The 18683-nt window shown below is 66.8% G+C and carries 14 protein-coding genes and 4 tRNA genes; 5 read left to right on the forward strand and 13 right to left on the reverse strand.

Going from position 1 to position 18683, the window contains the following annotated elements; all coding sequences use genetic code 11:
• Positions 1–151 precede the first annotated feature (151 nt).
• The 5 genes from tuf to RYM47_RS13620 form a co-directional block, all read right to left on the reverse strand.
• A complete protein-coding gene (tuf, locus tag RYM47_RS13600) occupies positions 152–1342 on the reverse strand; it encodes an elongation factor Tu (RefSeq protein ID WP_315388606.1) in 1191 nt (396 codons plus the stop codon).
• A 41-nt stretch (positions 1343–1383) separates the two neighbouring features.
• Positions 1384–1459 (reverse strand) — tRNA-Thr (locus tag RYM47_RS13605).
• 49 nt (positions 1460–1508) lie between these two features.
• Positions 1509–1582, reverse strand: a tRNA-Gly gene (locus tag RYM47_RS13610).
• A gap of 24 nt (positions 1583–1606) precedes the next feature.
• Positions 1607–1692, reverse strand: a tRNA-Tyr gene (locus RYM47_RS13615).
• 136 nt (positions 1693–1828) lie between these two features.
• A complete protein-coding gene (locus RYM47_RS13620) occupies positions 1829–2839 on the reverse strand; it encodes an isoaspartyl peptidase/L-asparaginase (protein WP_315388607.1) in 1011 nt (336 codons plus the stop codon).
• A 218-nt stretch (positions 2840–3057) separates the two neighbouring features.
• Here RYM47_RS13620 and RYM47_RS13625 point away from each other — a divergent pair, with 218 nt between their 5' ends.
• Positions 3058–5796: a TonB-dependent receptor gene (locus RYM47_RS13625; protein WP_315388608.1), complete on the forward strand. Its 2739-nt coding sequence runs from the start codon at positions 3058–3060 to the stop codon at positions 5794–5796.
• A gap of 1022 nt (positions 5797–6818) precedes the next feature.
• On the opposite strand, the gene ychF is transcribed toward RYM47_RS13625, so the two are convergent.
• The 8 genes from ychF to RYM47_RS13665 all read right to left on the reverse strand — a co-directional run bounded on the left by ychF (position 6819) and on the right by RYM47_RS13665 (position 13746).
• Positions 6819–7910 (reverse strand): redox-regulated ATPase YchF, encoded by a 1092-nt coding sequence (gene ychF, locus RYM47_RS13630; protein ID WP_315388609.1) that lies wholly within the window; start codon positions 7908–7910, stop codon positions 6819–6821.
• Between the two features lie 100 nt (positions 7911–8010).
• Entirely contained in the window at positions 8011–8589 is a 579-nt protein-coding gene (gene pth, locus RYM47_RS13635) for an aminoacyl-tRNA hydrolase (protein WP_008268208.1), read from the reverse strand.
• Between the two features lie 48 nt (positions 8590–8637).
• Positions 8638–9255, reverse strand: a complete 618-nt coding sequence (locus tag RYM47_RS13640; RefSeq protein WP_014036085.1) for a 50S ribosomal protein L25/general stress protein Ctc — start codon at positions 9253–9255, stop codon at positions 8638–8640.
• Positions 9256–9365: 110 nt separating this feature from the next.
• On the reverse strand, positions 9366–10325 hold the full coding sequence (locus RYM47_RS13645; protein WP_315388681.1) for a ribose-phosphate diphosphokinase: 960 nt from the start codon (positions 10323–10325) through the stop codon (positions 9366–9368).
• A 109-nt stretch (positions 10326–10434) separates the two neighbouring features.
• A tRNA-Gln gene (locus tag RYM47_RS13650) sits at positions 10435–10511 on the reverse strand.
• A gap of 9 nt (positions 10512–10520) precedes the next feature.
• Positions 10521–11390, reverse strand: coding sequence for a 4-(cytidine 5'-diphospho)-2-C-methyl-D-erythritol kinase (gene ispE / locus RYM47_RS13655; protein ID WP_315388610.1), 870 nt, complete (start codon positions 11388–11390; stop codon positions 10521–10523).
• The gene (gene lolB, locus RYM47_RS13660; RefSeq protein WP_315388611.1) at positions 11387–12049 is read right to left on the reverse strand and encodes a lipoprotein insertase outer membrane protein LolB; all 663 of its coding nucleotides are present in this window, start codon (positions 12047–12049) and stop codon (positions 11387–11389) included. The genes ispE and lolB overlap by 4 nt, the downstream gene beginning before the upstream one ends.
• Positions 12046–13746: a tetratricopeptide repeat protein gene (locus tag RYM47_RS13665; RefSeq protein ID WP_315388612.1), complete on the reverse strand. Its 1701-nt coding sequence runs from the start codon at positions 13744–13746 to the stop codon at positions 12046–12048. The genes lolB and RYM47_RS13665 overlap by 4 nt, the downstream gene beginning before the upstream one ends.
• A gap of 64 nt (positions 13747–13810) precedes the next feature.
• Here RYM47_RS13665 and hemA point away from each other — a divergent pair, with 64 nt between their 5' ends.
• The 4 genes from hemA to ppk2 are packed head-to-tail and all read left to right on the forward strand — an operon-like array spanning position 13811 to position 18683.
• Complete coding sequence (gene hemA, locus RYM47_RS13670) at positions 13811–15094, forward strand: glutamyl-tRNA reductase (protein WP_315388613.1); 1284 nt, start codon at positions 13811–13813, stop codon at positions 15092–15094.
• Positions 15072–16157 (forward strand): peptide chain release factor 1, encoded by a 1086-nt coding sequence (gene prfA / locus RYM47_RS13675; protein WP_315388614.1) that lies wholly within the window; start codon positions 15072–15074, stop codon positions 16155–16157. The genes hemA and prfA overlap by 23 nt, the downstream gene beginning before the upstream one ends.
• Complete coding sequence (locus RYM47_RS13680; RefSeq protein WP_315388615.1) at positions 16154–17854, forward strand: tetratricopeptide repeat protein; 1701 nt, start codon at positions 16154–16156, stop codon at positions 17852–17854. Before prfA ends, RYM47_RS13680 begins: the two co-directional genes overlap by 4 nt.
• A gap of 46 nt (positions 17855–17900) precedes the next feature.
• Positions 17901–18683: a polyphosphate kinase 2 gene (gene ppk2, locus RYM47_RS13685; protein WP_315388616.1), complete on the forward strand. Its 783-nt coding sequence runs from the start codon at positions 17901–17903 to the stop codon at positions 18681–18683.

Genomic DNA, 18683 nt, shown 5'->3' on the forward strand with positions numbered 1-18683 from the left:
CCCAACCTGCGGTTTTGGAGACCGCTGCTCTGCCAATTGAGCTACTGGCGTACGTTAGAAACTGCCTTCCCTTAGACGGCGAAGGCGGACCGAGGTTCCCGGCCCGCCATTCGCGAGACCGGCAGCGCTGTGCTGCCGCCGGTATTGCAGATTACGCGACGATCTTGGAGACCACGCCGGCGCCGACGGTACGGCCGCCTTCACGAATCGCGAAGCGCAGGCCTTCGTCCATGGCGACCGGGTTGATCAGCTCGATGACCATCTTCACGTTGTCGCCCGGCATCACCATTTCGGTGCCTTCCGGCAGGTTGGCCTTACCGGTGATGTCGGTGGTACGGAAGTAGAACTGCGGGCGGTAGCCGTTGAAGAACGGGGTGTGACGGCCGCCTTCGTCCTTCGACAGCACGTACACTTCGCCTTCGAAGGTGGTGTGCGGCTTGATCGAACCCGGCTTGGCCAGGACCTGGCCACGCTCGACGTCGTCACGCTTGGTGCCGCGCAGCAGCAGGCCAGCGTTGTCGCCTGCCTGACCCTGGTCCAGCAGCTTGCGGAACATTTCAACGCCGGTCACGGTGGTCTTCTGCACCGGACGGATGCCGACGATTTCGATTTCGTCGCCAACCTTGATCACGCCGCGCTCGATACGACCGGTCACCACGGTGCCGCGGCCCGAGATCGAGAACACGTCTTCCACCGGCATCAGGAACGGCTTGTCGATCGCGCGCTCCGGCTCCGGAATCCAGCTGTCCAGGGCATCGACCAGCTTCAGGATGGCCGGCACGCCGATGTCGCTCTGGTCGCCTTCCAGCGCCAGACGCGCCGAACCGGCGATGATCGGGGTGTCGTCGCCCGGGAAGTCGTACTTGCTCAGCAGCTCGCGCACTTCCATCTCGACCAGCTCGAGCAGCTCGGCGTCGTCAACCATGTCGGCCTTGTTCAGGAACACGACGATGTACGGCACGCCGACCTGACGCGACAGCAGGATGTGCTCGCGGGTCTGCGGCATCGGGCCGTCAGCGGCCGAGCACACCAGGATCGCGCCGTCCATCTGGGCGGCACCGGTGATCATGTTCTTGACGTAGTCAGCGTGGCCCGGGCAATCGACGTGGGCGTAGTGACGGACCGGGGATTCGTATTCGACGTGCGCGGTCGAGATCGTGATACCACGAGCCTTTTCTTCCGGAGCGGCGTCGATCGAGGAGTAATCCTTGAACTCGCCACCGAAGCGCTCGGCACCGATCTTGGTCAGTGCGGCGGTCAGCGTGGTCTTGCCGTGATCGACGTGACCGATGGTGCCGACGTTGACGTGCGGCTTGGTGCGCTCGAACTTACCCTTGGCCATGGCTGCTTATCTCGAATTCGTCTGAGAGGTGATGCTTAAGATGGTGCTCACGAAAGGAATCGAACCTTCGACCTCTTCCTTACCAAGGAAGTGCTCTACCGACTGAGCTACGTGAGCCGAGTTTTGCATTATGACATGAACTCGATAATATTCAAAGTTCATTCAATGGAGCGGGAGACGGGAATCGAACCCGCACCATCAGCTTGGAAGGCTGAGGTTCTACCATTGAACTACTCCCGCGCCGGGAATGTCACAACGTGAAACTGGTGGAGGGAGGTGGATTCGAACCACCGAAGGCGTAAGCCAGCAGATTTACAGTCTGCCCCCGTTGGCCGCTTGGGTATCCCTCCTTACCACCCTGTCCCTGGCGCCGAAGCGTTTTCGGTGTGGGGTGGAAGAGCCGTGAATTTTGGGGGTGAATGCGGGTTCTGTCAACAACCTTTTTGAATTTTTTCACACGAATCGCGCAAACGTCGCAAATACGGCCTATTGGCCGGGAAGCGGCAGCGTTTCATCGTCGAAGATGGCCACGTGCGGCACGCCGTCGACGCCGATCCAGCCGCGGTACATGCCCTGCGTATTGAACGGCGTGGCCGCGCGTCCATCTGCGGAGAGCACGATGGCGCCGCCATCCCCGCCCAGCGCCGGAATGCGCGTGTTGATCACTTCGCGCGCTGCTTCCACCGGCCCCTGCTTGAGGTACTGCATGCGCGCGCAGATGTCGTGCGCGGCGGCGGTGCGGATGTAGTACTCGCCCCAACCGGTGCCGGACACGGCACAGGTGGCATTGGCGTAGGTACCGGCACCGATGATCGGCGCATCGCCGACCCGGCCGTAGCGCTTGTTGGTCATGCCGCCGGTGGAGGTACCGGCTGCAAGTTTGCCATTTGCGTCAAGCGCGACCGCGCCGACGGTACCGAAGTGCTTTGCGGTCTCCAGGTCGGCGTGCGCCTGGCCGCCGGCTTCTTCCTTCAGCGCACGCTGCAGCTGCTGCCAGCGCTTTTCGGTGCGGAAATACGAGGGATCGACCAGGGCGATGCCCTGGCTGGCGGCGAACGCCTCTGCACCCTGCCCGACCATCATCACGTGCGCGGAATGCTGCATGACGGCTTCGGCCAGCAGGATCGGATTGCGCACGCGCTGGACCCCGGCCACGGCGCCTGCCTTGAGGGTGGCACCGTCCATCAGCGCCGCATCCAGTTCATTGCGCCCGTCATGAGTGAACACTGCACCCTTGCCAGCATTGAAGGTGGGGTCGTCCTCCAGCACGGTGATCGCCGCGGTCACCGCGTCCAGGGCCGGCTTGCCGGCAGCCAGCGCCTGGTGGCCCTGCAGCAGGGCCTGGCGCAGGGCGGCGCGGGCAGCCTTCTCCTCCGCCGGCGACAGGTCCTTGCGCTGCACCCCTGCCCCGCCATGGATGACCAGGACCGGATCGGCGGCAAGGGCCAATGCCGGGGACAGGCACAGGGCAAACAGCAGGGCGGAACGCAGGCGCATGGGAGAAAGTCCGGACGAAGGGGTGAGTCCGCCATCATGGCCCAACCCCTGCCCGGCAGGCACCGCCTGTTCGTCATGGGTTACTCGTCATGCGCTACCTGAAGGCCGGCGAGTGGCGGCCTACGTAAAAAAGGCGTTAAATGCGCGCCGCCCATCCACCAAATGTGAATGGGGGTCAGGGACCTCCCTTGAGGCCCACTTTCTTTCCGGGAATTCTCATGCGTAAACAGGCGATGGCGTGGTCGATCCAGCTGGCGTTGATGGGTGTGGCCGCAACGGCGGCTGCCCAGTCCCCGGCCCCTGCCGGGGTGCAGCAGCTGGACACGGTGCAGGTCACCGGATCGCGCATTCCGCGCGCGCAGGTCGAGGGACCGGCGCCGGTCACGGTAATCACCGCCGAGCAGATCCAGGCCAACGGCTTCACCAGCGTGCCGGACGTGCTGCGTTCGATGACCCAGAACGGCGGTGAGACCCAGAGCCAGCAGTCGTCCAGCGGTGCCGATTTCTCGCCGGGCGCGCAGCAGGTCGACCTGCGCGGGCTGGGTCCGAACCACACGCTGGTGCTGGTCAACGGGCGTCGCATCGCCGACTTCCCGATGCCGTTCCAGGGCCGCAGCAACTTCACCGACGTGTCCAACATCCCGCTGGGGATGATCGAGCGGATCGAGGTCCTGACCGGCAGTGCATCGGCGATCTACGGCTCCGATGCGATCGCCGGCGTGGTCAATTTCATCCTGAAGAAGCAGGTGGATGGCACCACGGTCGATGTGCGCATGGGGACCACCAGCGAAGGTAGCGGCGAGTCGTTCGACATGAGCATCGCCAGCGGCTTCGACAGCGGTCGGTTCAGCGCGGTGTACAGCCTGGAACTGCAGTCGCAGACGCCGCTGTGGGCGTATGAGCGTGCGCAGCAGGACTCGACCCTGGACGCGCCCACCGAGAGCGCGCGTGCGGCGCGTCGCGCGTACCTGCGTACCGATTACAACGACGATTACCTGGACCCGGGCCAGGCCACCTGCGATGCGTTGGCCGGCCAGAACAGGGGCAGCACGTACTACGCGGAGCGGCCGCGTTACGGGTTCTACTGCGGCAGCGACCGTTCGATCGGTTACGGCACGATCCTGAGCGAGCGCCGCGGGGCCAACGGGTACGCGTCGCTGCGCTACGGCTTCGACAATGGTGCGGAGTGGTTCGCGGACGTGCAGCTGGGCTACCACGACATCGCGCTGATGCGCGACGTGACCCAGTGGGGCCTGATGGCGGCCGACGGCAACGAGGACGGCTACTTCTACAACCAGGCCACCGACCAGGTGGAGTTCTGGCAGCGCCAGTTCTCGCCGGAAGAAATGGGCGGGCTGGACAGGGGGATGATCCGCAGCACGCAGAAGACCTTCAGCGTGACCACTGGCTTCAAGGGGTCGCTGGGCGCGGCGTGGGATTACGAGGCTTCGCTGAGCCATTCGCAGTACCAGTCGTCGATCCGCTGGCCGCAGATCATCGCGTCCAAGGCGAACGATCTGTTCCTGGGCCCGCAGCTGGGCGAGGACGACGACGGCTTCCCGATCTACAACGCCGACCCGGCGCGCCTGTACCGGCCGCTGAGCCGGGCCGAGTACGACTCGATTGCCGCGCGCACGACCTATACGCCGAGGTCACGCACGGACACGGCGGCGCTGACGCTGACCAACGGCGAGCTGTTCGAGCTGCCGGGCGGCAAGGCCGGGTTCGCGGCGACGGCGGAGTTCGGCAACCAGTCCTACGCGCTGAACCCGGATCCGCTGGCGACGCAGTACTACTACTACAGCTGGAAGGATTCGGACGGCCACGGCAGCCGCAACCGCTGGGCCACGGCGGCCGAGCTGCGCCTGCCGCTGCACGAGACGCTGAACGTGAGCGTGGCGGGCCGTTTCGACCAGTACCGCTATTCGGGCAACACGATCGGCAAGGCGACCTGGAGCGGCGGGATCGAGTGGCGTCCGATCGAGACGCTGCTGGTGCGCGGTTCGTACGGCACGGCGTTCCGTGCGCCGGATCTGCACTATGTGTATGCAGGTCCGGGCAACGATGAGACCAGCGCAAACGATTACTACGCGTGCGCGGTGGACGGGGCGGACGATTGCTCGGACTACGAGGAAAACCTGATCCGCACGCGCGAGGGCAACCGCCAGCTGGATCCGGAAACCAGCACGTCGTGGAGCGCGGGGCTGGTGTGGTCGCCGGCGCTGGGGCTGGACCTGTCGGTGGACTGGTTCGACATCGACATGCGTGACCAGGTGCAGGACATGGACGTGAGTACGATCCTGCGCGACGAGGCGGCCTGCCGCCTGGGCGACGCGGACGCGGCGTCGCCGACCTGCGTGGACGCGGTGAGCCGGGTCACGCGGACCGACGACGGCCGGCTGTACGGGGTGCATGTGAGCCCGATCAACATCGCGCGTGAGACCACGCGCGGGATCGACGTGGGCGTGCGCTACCGGCTGGGCACGGGGATCGGCGATTTCATCCTGAGCGGCAACCATACGTGGGTGCAGCGCCATGATTTCCAGCAGTTCGCGGGCGACGTGGTGGAGGATCAGTTCGCGGTGAACAGCGGCTTCGACATTCCGCGCACCAAGACCAGCGCGAGCGTGACCTGGGAGAACGCGGCCTGGTCGGCAACGCTTTATGGGTCGCGCCTGGGCAAGCTGCCGACCTATGACAGCTACGACCAGAGCTTCGACTGGGAAAGCGGCGACAGCCCGTGGATGAGGGCGACCTACCGCTACAACCTGTCGCTGCAGTACCGTTTCGACGACCATTCGGGCCTGTCGCTGTCGGTGGTGAACCTGTTCAACAAGATGCCGCCGAAGGACGTGACCTATACGCCTTATCCGTACTACGACGTGTCGTGGTTCGATACGGTGGGGCGTACGATCAACCTGCAGTACACGCATAAGTTTGGTGGTACAGCGTTGTAAGCGGGGTTGTTTTGGAGGGCCGCCGACAGATCTGTCGGCGGCCTATTTTTTTGGGTTGCAGGCTGTACGGTGTCGCCGGGCTCTGCCCGGCTGCTGCTGGATCTGGGCGAACAGCCGTGGGGTGCGCGGGTTCTCCTGGTCAGGGCCGTCGGGGGTGGGTTTGCGGGGGACGCCGTGAATCCGTCCATGGAGGCTAAGTCGCCGCATCCATGCGGCTCATTCCCCCGCAAACCCACCCCCGCCGACCCTTCGACAGTGCCTCGGTGACCATGGGAAGCGCGGGTGTCGGCCGTTGGCCGACATCTGGATTCGTTTGATTTTCAGTCGTTACCGAACGTTGGGTTGTCCACGACGGTTGTTTGGGAACCAACCCTACCCGTAGTGACACGCCATGCGTGTCCGTCGTAAACCAGCAGCCCACACACTCGTGTCGACCATCGGTCGACACCCGGCTTTTCCCGTGGCCTCCGACGCACTGTCGGAGGGTCGTCGGGGGTGGGTTGGTGGGGGAATGAGCGGCATGGATGCCGCGACTTAGCCCCCATGGATGGGTTTACGGCGTCCCCCACCAACCCACCCCCGACGGCCCTGACCAGGGAAACCTCGCACCCCACAGCTGTTCGCCGGAAACCAACAGCAGCCGGGCAGAGCCCGGCTCTACGGCGGGTCACGGATTGCAATGGCGCGTGGCGACGCGTTCGTCGGTTGGGCGCGTCATTGTGGCTGCAGCGCGGCAGAGCCCGGCTCTACTTCTCCACACTACGCGTGGAAAGCAGTGGGGGTTTGCTGTGGACAAGTCACGTAAGCCACGCGCCGCAACGCTCTCGAACGGTGGTGATTTTTTATCCAGTGGATGCTCGGGTTTTCCACACCGTTCGTGGAAAGCCATGGGAGTTTGCTGTGGACAACTCCGTTGAAGACTGCGCTGCAATGGTTTCGAAGCGTGGTCAATTATTGTCCAGGCCAAAACGCAAACGCCCCGCACTAGGCGGGGCGTTCGGGTCGATCTGCGCGGGCGCGGATCAGACGTTGAAGCGGAAGTGCAGGATGTCGCCTTCCTGGACGCGGTATTCCTTGCCTTCCAGGCGCAGGCGGCCCGCTTCCTTGGCACCGGCTTCGCCCTTGTACTTGATGAAGTCGTCATACGCGATCGTTTCAGCGCGGATGAAGCCCTTCTCGAAGTCGGTGTGGATCACCGCAGCGGCCTGCGGCGCGGTGGCACCCTTGCGCACGGTCCATGCGCGCACTTCCTTTACGCCGGCGGTGAAGTAGGTCTGCAGGCCCAGCAGGCTGTAGGCCGCGTTGATCACGCGGTTCAGGCCCGGCTCGCTCAGGCCGAGGTCGGCCAGGAACGTGTCGCGGTCTTCGTCGTCCAGCTGCGACAGCTCTTCTTCGATCGCGGCCGACACCGGCACCACTTTCGCGCCTTCCTCGGCGGCACGGGCGCGCACTGCGTCCAGGTGCGGGTTGTTCTCGAACCCGTCTTCCAGCACGTTCGCGATGTACATCACCGGCTTGATGGTGAGCAGGAACAGGTCGCGGATCAGCGCCTTCTCTTCTTCATCCAGGCCCGCCAGGCGAGCGGCCTTGCCGTCGTTCAGGGCAACCTGCAGCTTGGCCAGCACCGGCTTGCGCGCCGCCGCTTCCTTGTCGCCGCCCTTGGCCGCGCGCTCGGCGCGGTTCAGCGCCTTCTCGACGCTGTCCAGGTCGGCCAGGGCCAGCTCGGTGTCGATCGTGTCGATGTCCGACAGCGGGTCGACCTTGTTGTTGACGTGGATCACGTCGTCGTTCTCGAAGCAGCGCACCACGTGGGTGATCGCGTCCACCTCGCGGATATGGGCCAGGAATTTGTTGCCCAGGCCTTCACCGCTGGCCGCGCCGGCGACCAGGCCGGCGATGTCGACGAACTCCACCGCGGTCGGAATGACCTTCTGCGGGTTGATGATGGCCGCCAGCTCGTTCAGGCGCGGATCCGGCACCGGCACGATGCCCACGTTCGGTTCGATCGTGCAGAACGGGAAGTTGGCCGCCGCGATGCCCGCCTTGGTCAGCGCGTTGAACAGGGTCGACTTGCCGACGTTGGGCAGGCCGACGATGCCGCATTTGATACCCATGGGTGACAGCTCTCTGGGGTGAAAGTGATTGGGAAAGCAGCGGCATGGGCGCTGCTTTTCCAATCATTCTCCGTACCGACCAACGGTCGGTACCTACCGTTTATTTCGGGGTGTGCAGCCGCTTCATCGCTTCGCTGAAATCGCCCTGTACCGCCAGCGGCATCACGTCGATCGCATCGTCGATGGCACGCGCGATCAGCACGTCGTCGTCCTTGGACGGGCGGCCAAGCACCCAACCCACCACGCGGTCCTTGTGGCCGGGATGGCCGATGCCCACGCGCAGGCGATGGAACTTGCCGTGACCGAGCAGGCGGATGGTGTCGCGCAGGCCGTTCTGGCCGCCGTGGCCGCCGTCGAACTTCAGCCGCGCCACGCCGGGCGCCAGGTCCAGTTCGTCGTGGGCCAGCAGGGTCTCTTCCGGCTCGATCTTCCAGAACCGCTGCGCGGCGGTGACCGACTTGCCACTGAGGTTCATGAAGGTGGCGGGCTTGAGCAGCCACACCGTCTGCCCGGCAATCTCGACCTTGGCGGTCTCGCCGAACAGTTTGCTGTCCACATTCCATCGTGCACCGGCTTTTTCAGCCAGGGCCTCAACGAAATGAAACCCGGCATTGTGCCGGGTCCGGGCGTGTTCCGATCCGGGGTTGCCCAGACCGACGATCAGTCGCAGTCCTGCCATGGTTCCTTCCAATACGGTGCCTGCCCGGAGGCAGGCACCGTAGCGGTATTACTCGGCGGCAGCCGCTTCTTCGTCAGCCGCGTCGGCCTTGCCGGCCTTGGCGGTGACGATGGCGTCGTCGTGGTCCTTGCCCAGCGCCAGGGCCGGGATTTCCACGCCCTTCGGCAGCTTGATGTTGGACAGGTACACCACGTCACCGGCCTTCAGCTCGCCCAGGTCGACTTCGATCGACTCCGGCAGGTCCTTCGGCAGGCAGGTGATGGTCACTTCCTTCAGTTCGTGGGTGACCACGACGTCGGCAGCCTTGCCGGCCGGCGAGGTGTCTTCGTTGATGAAGTGCAGCGGGACCGAAGCGGTCAGGGCTTCGTTCTCGTTCACGCGCTGGAAGTCCAGGTGCATGATCAGCTGCTTGTACGGGTGGCGCTGCATGTCACGCAGCAGGACCTTCTGCACCTGGCCGTCCAGGTTCAGGTCCAGGATCGAGGCATAGAACCACTCGTTCTGCTGGGCCAGCCAGATTTCGTTGTGGTCCAGGCTGATGGCGACCGGCTCGGCGTTGCCGCCGTACACGATGGCCGGGATCACACCAGCGTGACGCAGGCGGCGGCTCGCACCCTTACGCTGCAGTTCACGCTTGGTGACCTTGATTTCATGGGTCTTCGACATTTTCGACTACTCAGGTTGTTGCCCTGCCTTGCGGCCTGGCGGTTGAAGATGCTTCCGCGACCAGAAGCACCCGGGGTATGTCCCCACCGTTGCCGGCAGGGACGAAAAACTCAGTCGACGTACAGCGAGCTGACCGACTCGCCGAAGGCGATGCGGCGCATCGTTTCGGCCAGCATTTCCGCCACGCTCAGCTGGCGGATCTTGCTGCACACCCGCGCGGCGTCCTTCAGCGGGATGGTGTCGGTCACCACCAGCTCGTCGAGCTGGGAATTGGTGATGTTGTCCACCGCCGGGCCCGACAGCACCGCGTGGGTGCAGTAGGCGGCGACCTTGAGCGCACCGCGCGCCTTCAGGGCAGCGGCAGCGGCGCACAGGGTGCCGGCGGTATCGACGATGTCATCGACCATCACGCAGGTCTTGCCTTCGACGTCACCGATGATGTTCATCACGGTGGAGACGTTGGCGCGCGGACGGCGCTTGTCGATGATCGCCAGGTCGGCGTCGTCCAGGCGCTTGGCGACGGCGCGCGCACGCACCACGCCACCCACGTCCGGGGACACCACGATCAGGTTTTCAGTGCCGTAGGCGCGCCAGATATCGGCGAGCAGCAGCGGCGAGGCATACACGTTGTCCACCGGCATGTCGAAGAACCCCTGGATCTGGTCGGCATGCAGGTCCACCGTCAGGACGCGGTCGGCGCCCACGGCGCTGAACATCTTGGCGGCGACCTTGGCGGTGATCGGCACGCGCGAGGAGCGCATCCGGCGATCCTGGCGCGAGTAGCCGAAATACGGCACCACGGCGGTGACACTGTTGACCGAGGCGCGCTTGAGCGCATCGATCAGGACCAGCAGTTCCATCAGGTTCTCGGCGCTGGGCGCGCAGGTCGGCTGGATCACGAAGACGTCCTGCTTGCGGACGTTCTCTTCGATTTCGACCTGCACTTCCCCGTCGGAGAAGCGCGACACCAATGCCTTGCCCGGTCGCACCCCCAGCTCCTTGCAGATGCTCTGCGCAAGGCGCTTGTTGGCGTTGCCGGAAAATACCAGCAGGTTCGGGTGATCTTGCATCATGACGGTCTCGGGCGGGAGCGATTGGCGGAGAACTGGCGACAACACTGCGGGCGGTCAACCGTGTCCGCGCAGGCCTGCGCGGGAAAACGCGGTTGACGTCCGCAAGTGGCAGGGGCGGGAGGATTCGAACCTCCGAATGCCAGGATCAAAACCTGGTGCCTTGGGCCTCTTGGCGACGCCCCTGCATCAAAATCAAAAACGCTCGAGTACATCAAGCAGTGGCGAGCGCTCCACGCCCGCAGCCACCCATGCCCGCAGTCCTTCCGGCAACTCCGCCAGGCCCTGCTCTGCAGCAGCGCGCGTGTCGAACTCGACGAAACAACCGCTTCCCGACCCGGTGAGTCGTGCCCGGCCGATGCTGTCCAACGCGATGAGCACTGCCGCTACGGCAGGTTCGCGACGGCGCAGTACCGGCTCGAACGCATTCCCGAGCAAAGACCCGGAAGCGAAGTCCGCTATTTTCGCCACTGGGGCGTCGCGCGTCAAATCCGGTGAACCGAAAAGGGCAGCGGTAGGCACATGGATGCCGGGATCGGCGATCACATACCAGGCCGGCGGCAGGGCCAGCGGGGTCAGCCGCTCACCCACGCCCTCGGCCCAGGCGTTGTGGCCGCGCACGAACACCGGTACGTCCGCGCCCAGCTGCAGACCCAGTGCGGCCAGGGTGTCGACGTCCAGACCGGTGCGCCACAGGTGGTTCAGGCCGACCAGCACGGTGGCCGCGTCGGAGGACCCACCGCCGAAGCCGCCGCCCGCCGGAATACGCTTTTCGATGCTGATGTCGGCACCTTGGGCGACGTTGGCATGCTTTTTCAGCAGAAGTGCAGCACGCACAGCGAGGTCGTCGGCCTCGGCCACGCCGGCCACCGAGGGACCCTCGCGGCGGACCCGGCCATCCTCACGTACACCGAGCCGGACCCGGTCGCCCCAGTCCAGCAGGCGGAACACGCTCTGCAGCTCGTGGTAGCCGTCGGCCCGACGACCGGTGATGTGCAGGAACAGGTTCAGCTTGGCCGGGGCCGGCCACCACGCCCCGTTGCCGTTCAGGTCCGCAACGCTCATGGGCTGTCGAGCACCCAGCCGTCCACCAGCAGGCGCACCTTGGCGTCGCCCTTGACCGCTTCGATCCGGCGCGGGAGCACCGGGCGGTCGCCTTCGGCCGGGTACCAGTCCAGGTACTGGATGTCCCAGCCCATCTGGTGGAAGCGGCGAGGACGGCCCTCCGCGTCGCGATCGACCTGCTCGGCAGCGGTTGCACCTTCGGCGACCAGACCACGGACCCAGTCCGGGAGCTGGTTGACCGGGATGTCCCAGCCGGTGGCCTCCAGCAGCACCTGCTGCGCGTCCGCGCCCTGCCGCGGTCCGCCGTCGATGCCGTCCAGCCGGCCGCCGCCCTGTGCGCTGTCGCCGGTGAGGGTCCAGCTCTGCCGGGTCACCGGCGCGCTGAGCGACACCACGTACTGGCGCGCCTGTTGCCGCCAGTCGATGCGGCCGCTGCCGCCGTTGCGCCCCTTGCTGACCGCAACCCGGCCTTCGAACGACCAGGCCTGCTGGGCGCGCAGGGCGTCCACCCGCGACGCTTCAGCCTGCGCCGCCTCGGCACTGACGGTGCTGACCACCTCCGGTGCGGCCGGCGCCTTGCGCGCGTCCAGCGACACGCAGGCCGACAACGACAGGGCCATGGCCGCCGCGCAGGCGGCCTTCATCGACATCCACTTCATACGCCGTATTTCTCGATCACGCGCTGCAGCGCACGGTTTTCCGGGTCCAGCCTGCGCGCCTCGTCGAAGAAGCGGCGGGCCTCGTCCTTGCGGCCGAGCACCCACAGCACTTCACCGACATGCGCGGCGATCTCCGGGTCCTTGGCCAGGGTCCAGGCCCGGCGCAGCTGCACCAGCGCCTCTTCCTTGCGGCCCAGGCGGTACAGCACCCAGCCATAGCTGTCGACGATGGCGGCGTTGTCCGGTTCGGCCACGCGGGCGCGGTCGATCAGCTCGAGTGCTTCCTGATAGCGGGTGGTGCGGTCGGCCAGGGTGTAGCCCAGCGCGTTGAGCGCGGCCACGTTTTCCGGCTCGGTCACCAGGATCTTGCGCAGGTCGGCCTCGGCGCGCGGCACGTCGTCGCGGCGCTCCCAGGCCAGTGCACGGGCATACAGCAGCGCATTCTCGTCCGGGTAGGCGGCCAGGCCGCGGGCCAGCGCGTCCAGCTCGCCCGGCAGGTCGTTGCCGCGCTGGCGCAGCTCGGCTTCGAGCAGGTAAGCGTCGCGACGCGCTTCGTCGTCGATGCTGGCGTCGGACTGGAGCGCATGCACGCCGGCGAACGCCTTGTCGGTGCGGCCCAGATCATATTCGGCACTGGCCGCGCGCAGCCGCGCTTCGGCACGCTCTTCGCCGCCGGGCACGCTCAGGTACCAGTCCACTGCTTCGGCATGGCGCTTCAGATACTCGGCGATCTTGCCGAGCAGCAGGCGCTGCGCCGGATCCGGCTTGGTCGCCTGCTTCGAAAGGTCGGTGTACAGCGCCAGCAGCGCCGGGTCGTCCTTCTGCTTGGCCAGCAGCGAGGCCCGCATGCCCCAGGTCTGCACGTCCTGCGGGCCCACCGACAGCACCCGTTCGGCCGCCTTGGCATCGCCCATGGCGTCGTACGCGATCGCCACTGCGTTGCGCAGTTCGGGGTCGGCGGCGGTGCGCGGTTCGACCGCGCGCAGGGCGGCCAGCGCCTCGTCGGCCTTGCCGGCCTGGAACATCAGGCTGGCATTCAACAATGCCACCCGTGGCTCGCCCGGGAACCGGCGCACCACTTCATCGACCATGCGCCGGGCCAGTTCGGGACGGTCCATGCGCATCGCCAGGCGGCCGAATTCCTGCCACGGCTCCAGCTGGTTGGGTATGGCGTTGTCGTCGACCAGCTGGCCCAGTACATCGGCCGCGGCGGCCGGGTCGCGGCCTCCCCCGACCAGCGCGGCCAGCGCGAACTTCCAGCCACGCGGGTCCGGGTCGCGCAGCAGCGCGGCAAGTTCGGTGCGGGCGCCCTTCACATCACCCTTGCGCAGGTCCAGCGCGGCGGCGCTGCTGCGCATGGCCAGCGAGCGCGGGGCGCGCTTCTCCCACAGGGCCAGGGCGCGGGTGGCGCGCTTGTCGTCGTCGGCCAGCATCGCGATGCGGGTGGCCCGTTCGGCCAGGCCGGCGTCGTCGCGGCCGGCCTCGGCCGCCTCCAGGTACCAGCGTGCGGCCTCGGCCAGCTTGCCGGCCTGCAGGGCGAATTCGCCGGCCATCACCGGGGTCAACGACGCCGGTTCGGCCTGGGCCGCCTTGGGGGTCGGCAGCCGGGCAGAGCCCGGCTCCACGTCGGCTGCGAGGGCCTGGGCAACGGCAAGGGACAGCAACAGAACGCTGGAGATGCGAATCAATGCGGGCATCGGGGGCTTCTGGCCTTAAAATGACGACTTGAATGGCCAGCAGCTTATCGCAAGCAACTGAACAATGACCCTGTGGGTGCTCGGACTGAATCACCAGACCGCACCGGTGGAGCTGCGCGAGCGCGCGGCCTTCGCCGGTGAGGCGTTGCCGCGCGCGCTCGGTTCGCTGCGCGATACTCCGCAGATCGCCGAGGCGGTGCTGCTGTCCACCTGCAACCGCACCGAGCTGTATGCCGTGGCCGATTCGGCACAGGCGCTGGACCAGTGGCTGCACACCCAGGCCGGCGACCTGCAGGGCTACCTGTACCAGCACGCCGATGCCGAGGCCGTGCGCCACCTGTTCCGGGTCGCCACCGGCCTGGACTCGATGGTGCTGGGTGAGCCGCAGATCCTCGGCCAGGTGAAGGATGCCTGGTCGACCGCGCGCGACCACGGCCTGCTCGGCCAGCGCCTGGACCGCCTGTTCCAGCAGACCTTCTCGGTGGCCAAGCGTGCGCGCACCGATACCCAGGTCGGCGCCAACCCGGTATCGGTGGCGTCGGCTGCGGTGCGCCTGGCGCAGAACGCGTTCGCCAGGCTGGACGATTCCACCGTGCTGCTGGTCGGTGCCGGCGAGACCATCGAACTGGCTGCACGGCACCTGAGCGAAGGCAAGGTACGCCGGCTGCTGATCGCCAACCGCACCCTCGCCCACGCGCAGGAACTTGCCAGCCGCCATGGCGGCGTGGCCCTGCCGCTGACCGAACTGGACCGCCACCTGGGCGAGGCCGACGTGGTGTTCTCGGCCACCGCTGCGCGCGAACCGGTGATCCATCGCGAGATGGTGGCCAAGGCCCTGCGCGCACGCCGGCACAAGCCGATGCTGCTGTTCGACCTGGCCGTACCGCGCGACATCGAGGCAGAGGTCGGCACGCTCAACGACGCCTTCCTCTACACCGTGGACGATCTCGAGCGCGCGGTGGAAGACAACCGCCGTGGCCGCCGCGAGGCCGCCGCCGAAGCCGAGGCGATCATCGACCTGCAGGTGTCGCGCTTCGTCGAGACCCAGCAGGCCAGCGCCCGCCAGGCGCCGCTGCGGCAGCTGCGCGCGTTCGGCGAAGCCACCCGTGCCGAGCTGCTGGAGCGCGCACGCCAGCAACTGGCCAACGGCAAGCCGGCCGATGAAGTGCTGGAACTGCTTGCCCACGGCCTGACCAACCGCCTGCTGCATCCGCCGACCGCCGCCCTGCGTGCGGCCGCGCTGAGTGGCGATGCCGACCTGACCCGCGCCGCCGAGCGCCTGTTCCCGGCCACGCCGGGTTACCGCCACCCACCCGTGAGACCCGATGACGCCGACCCTGCGCCGTAAGCTGGAAGCGCTGGCCGAGCGCCGCGAAGAACTGGAACGCCTGCTCGCCGAACCCGATGTGGTCGCCGACAACACTCGTTTCCGCGACCTTTCGCGCGAATTCGCCCAACTTGAACCGATCGCCATCGCCCTGGCTGATGAAGCCCGTGCCAAGGCCGATCTGGCAGCCGCCGAAGGCATGCGCGCCGACCCCGACCTGCGCGAGCTGGCCGATGAGGAAATCGCTGCTGCGCAGGCGCGCCTGCAGGAACTGGAGCAGGAGCTGGCGCTGCTGCTGGTGCCGCGCGACCCGCGTGACGAAGGCAACCTGTTCCTGGAAGTGCGCGCGGGTACCGGCGGTGACGAAGCAGCGATCTTCGCCGGCGACCTGTTCCGCATGTATGCCCGCTATGCCGAGCGCCAGGGCTGGAAGGTCGAGATCGAATCGGACAGTCCGGGCGAGCACGGTGGCTACAAGGAAGTGGTGGCGCGCGTGGTCGGCCGTGGCGCGTTCTCGCGCCTGAAGTTCGAATCGGGTACGCATCGCGTGCAGCGCGTGCCGGCCACCGAATCGCAGGGCCGCATCCACACCTCGGCGGCCACCGTAGCGATCATTCCCGAGGCCGATGAGGTCGATGACATCGTCATCAACCCGGCCGACCTGAAGGTGGATACGTTCCGCTCGTCCGGCGCCGGTGGCCAGCACGTGAACAAGACCGAATCGGCCATCCGCATCACCCATGTGCCAACCGGCGTGGTGGTGGAATGCCAGACCGAACGCAGCCAGCACGCCAACCGCGACAAGGCGATGAAGCGGCTGAAGGCGCAGCTGCTCGACAGCGAGCGCAGCAAGCAGGCCGCGGCCACCGCCGAAAGCCGGCGCCTGCAGGTCGGCAGCGGCGACCGCAGCCAGCGCATCCGCACCTACAGCTTCCCGCAGGGCCGGATCACCGACCACCGCGTGGAAGGACTGACCCTGTACGACCTGCCCAACATCATCGCCGGCGACATGGACGGCCTGGTCGAGCGCCTGATCCACGAACACCAGGCCGACGAACTGGCCCAGCTGTCCGCCGGCGCGTGAACATGGACCCGCAGCGCGCGCAGCTGCGCATGGCGGTGCAGCGCCAGCCGCAGGACTTCATTGCGTGGGTGATGTTGGCCGATGCCGAGCTGGAAGCCGGCGACACCGCGGCCGGTGACCTCGCCGCGCAGCGCGCACTGCAACTGCGTCCGGGCCATCCCGAAGCCTTGGCACGGCTGGGGCGGACCCGCTGGATGCAGGGCCGCCACGACGAAGCGGCCGCGCTGCTGCGGCAGGCCGCCAACCTGGTGCCGCAGCATCCGGGCATTGCGTTGTGGCTGGGCCACGCGCTGGAGGATGCCGGCCAGCCCGAAGCCGCCGCCGATGCCTACCGGCACGCGCACCACCTGCTGCCAGGCGAGCCCTACATCACCGCGCAGCTGCTCAACTGGCAGCGTCGCCTGTGCGACTGGCGCGGCTTGGATACGCTTGCGCAGCAGGTGCGGCAGGCGGTCGCGCAGGGCGCGGCGGTGGTCGAGCCGTTTGCGTTCCTCAATGAAGACAGCACTGCCGCAGAACAACTGACCTGTGCGCGGCAACGCGCGGCGAGCGTGGCCGAAGGGCTGCGTGCGCTGCCGGCCAGTGCCGTTCGACCGCACGGGGCGCTGCGCGTGGGGTTCCTGTCCAATGGCTTCGGTGCGCACCCGACCGGCCTGCTGACGGCGGCGCTGTTCGAGCAGCTGCACATGCTGGGCGGGCTGGAGCTGCACCTGTTCGCGCTCAACGGTGACGACGGCAGTGCGATCCGTGCGCGCCTGCACGCTGCGGCGAGCAGCCTGCACGATGTCACTGCCCTGCCCCACGCGGCCATCGCTGCGCGCATCCGCGAGGCCGGCATCGACGTGCTGTTCGACCTGCGCGGCTGGGGCGGCGGCGGTACACCGGCGGTACTGGCGATGCGCCCGGCGCCGGTGCAGGTGACGTGGCTGGCCTACCCCGGCACCTCCGGCGCGGGCTGGATGGACTACGTGCTGGCGGATCGCTACGTGCTGCCCGATGCACTGGCACCGGCCTTCAGCGAGCAGGTCCGCTACCTGCCACGCGCGTTCCAGCCCTCGGACAACACCCGCATGCTGGAACCGGTGCCCAACCGCGAGGCGTGCGGGCTGCCGGAACAGGGCGTGGTGTTCTGCTGCTTCAACAACAGTTACAAGCTCAACCCGGGCAGCATGCAGCGTGCGCTGGCGGTGTTGCAGGGCGTGCCGGGAAGCGTGCTGTGGCTGCTGTCCGGCCCGGGCAACGCCGATGCACGGCTGCAGGCGGTTGCGCGTGATGCAGGCGTGGATCCGGCACGGTTGGTGTTCATGCCGAAGCTGCCGCACCCGGTTTACCTCGCGCGGTACCAGCATGCAGACCTGTTCCTGGATACGCATCCGTACAACGCGCATACCACCGCGTCGGATGCGTTGTGGGCCGGGTGCCCGGTGTTGACGTGTCCGGGTGCGACGTTTGCATCACGCGTTGCCGGCTCGCTCAACCATCACCTGGGGTTGGCCGAAATGAATGTCGTGGATGACGCGGCGTTTGTTGCCACGGCGATCGCGCTGGGCAATGACCCGCAGGCGATGAAGGCGCTGCGCGCGAAGCTCGCGCGGGCGCGGCAGGACAGCGGCGTTTTCGATATGGCGGGTTTCGCGCGGGATTTCACCGCACAGGTCGAGGCCATGGCCTCGGAACACGGGTGGCAGGGGCGTTGACACGACGCGGTGTAACCTAGGTCCACCATTCCGCCACGAGACCCCCATGGGCAAGCTCAAGCGCAAGGCATACGAAGGCCTGCTGGAACCCATGCAGCTGGAAATCACCACCATGGCGCGCTGGGTCCAGCACACCGGGCAACGCGTGCTGGTGCTGTTCGAAGGCCGCGATACCGCCGGCAAGGGCGGGGCGATCCAGTCCATCGCCGAACACCTCAACCCGCGCCAGTGCCGGGTGGTGGCGCTGCCCAAGCCCACCGACCGCGAAAGCACCCAGTGGTATTTCCAGCGCTACGTCACCCATCTGCCGGCAGCCGGTGAAATCGTGCTGATGGACCGGAGCTGGTACAACCGCGCCGGGGTCGAACACGTCATGGGGTACTGCACCGAAGCCGAGTACCGCGCGTTCCTGGAGCAGGCACCGGTGTTCGAAAAACTACTGGTGGACGACGGCATCCTGCTGTTCAAGTACTGGCTCACGGTCGACCAGGCACAGCAGGAAGAGCGTTTCGCCGAGCGTCACGTGGACCCGTTGAAAGGCTGGAAGCTGTCCCCGGTGGACCTGAAGTCGCGCAGCAAGTACACCGCTTACACCGAAGCTCGCGAGGCGATGCTGCGCGCCACCCATCGTGACGCGTCGCCGTGGACGCTGGTCGACTTCAACGACCAGCGGCGCGGCCGCCTGAGCCTGATCCGCAACCTGCTTGACCGCCTGCCCGACACCCACGTGGACGATCCGGTGCCGGAGCTTCCGCCGCTGAAGGGCAAGCTGCATGAAGAGCAGTTCGGCGTGTTGAAGCCGATCAGGGCATTCGACGACGAAGGTTGA

Source organism: uncultured Stenotrophomonas sp. (assembly GCF_963519125.1).
GTDB lineage: Bacteria > Pseudomonadota > Gammaproteobacteria > Xanthomonadales > Xanthomonadaceae > Stenotrophomonas.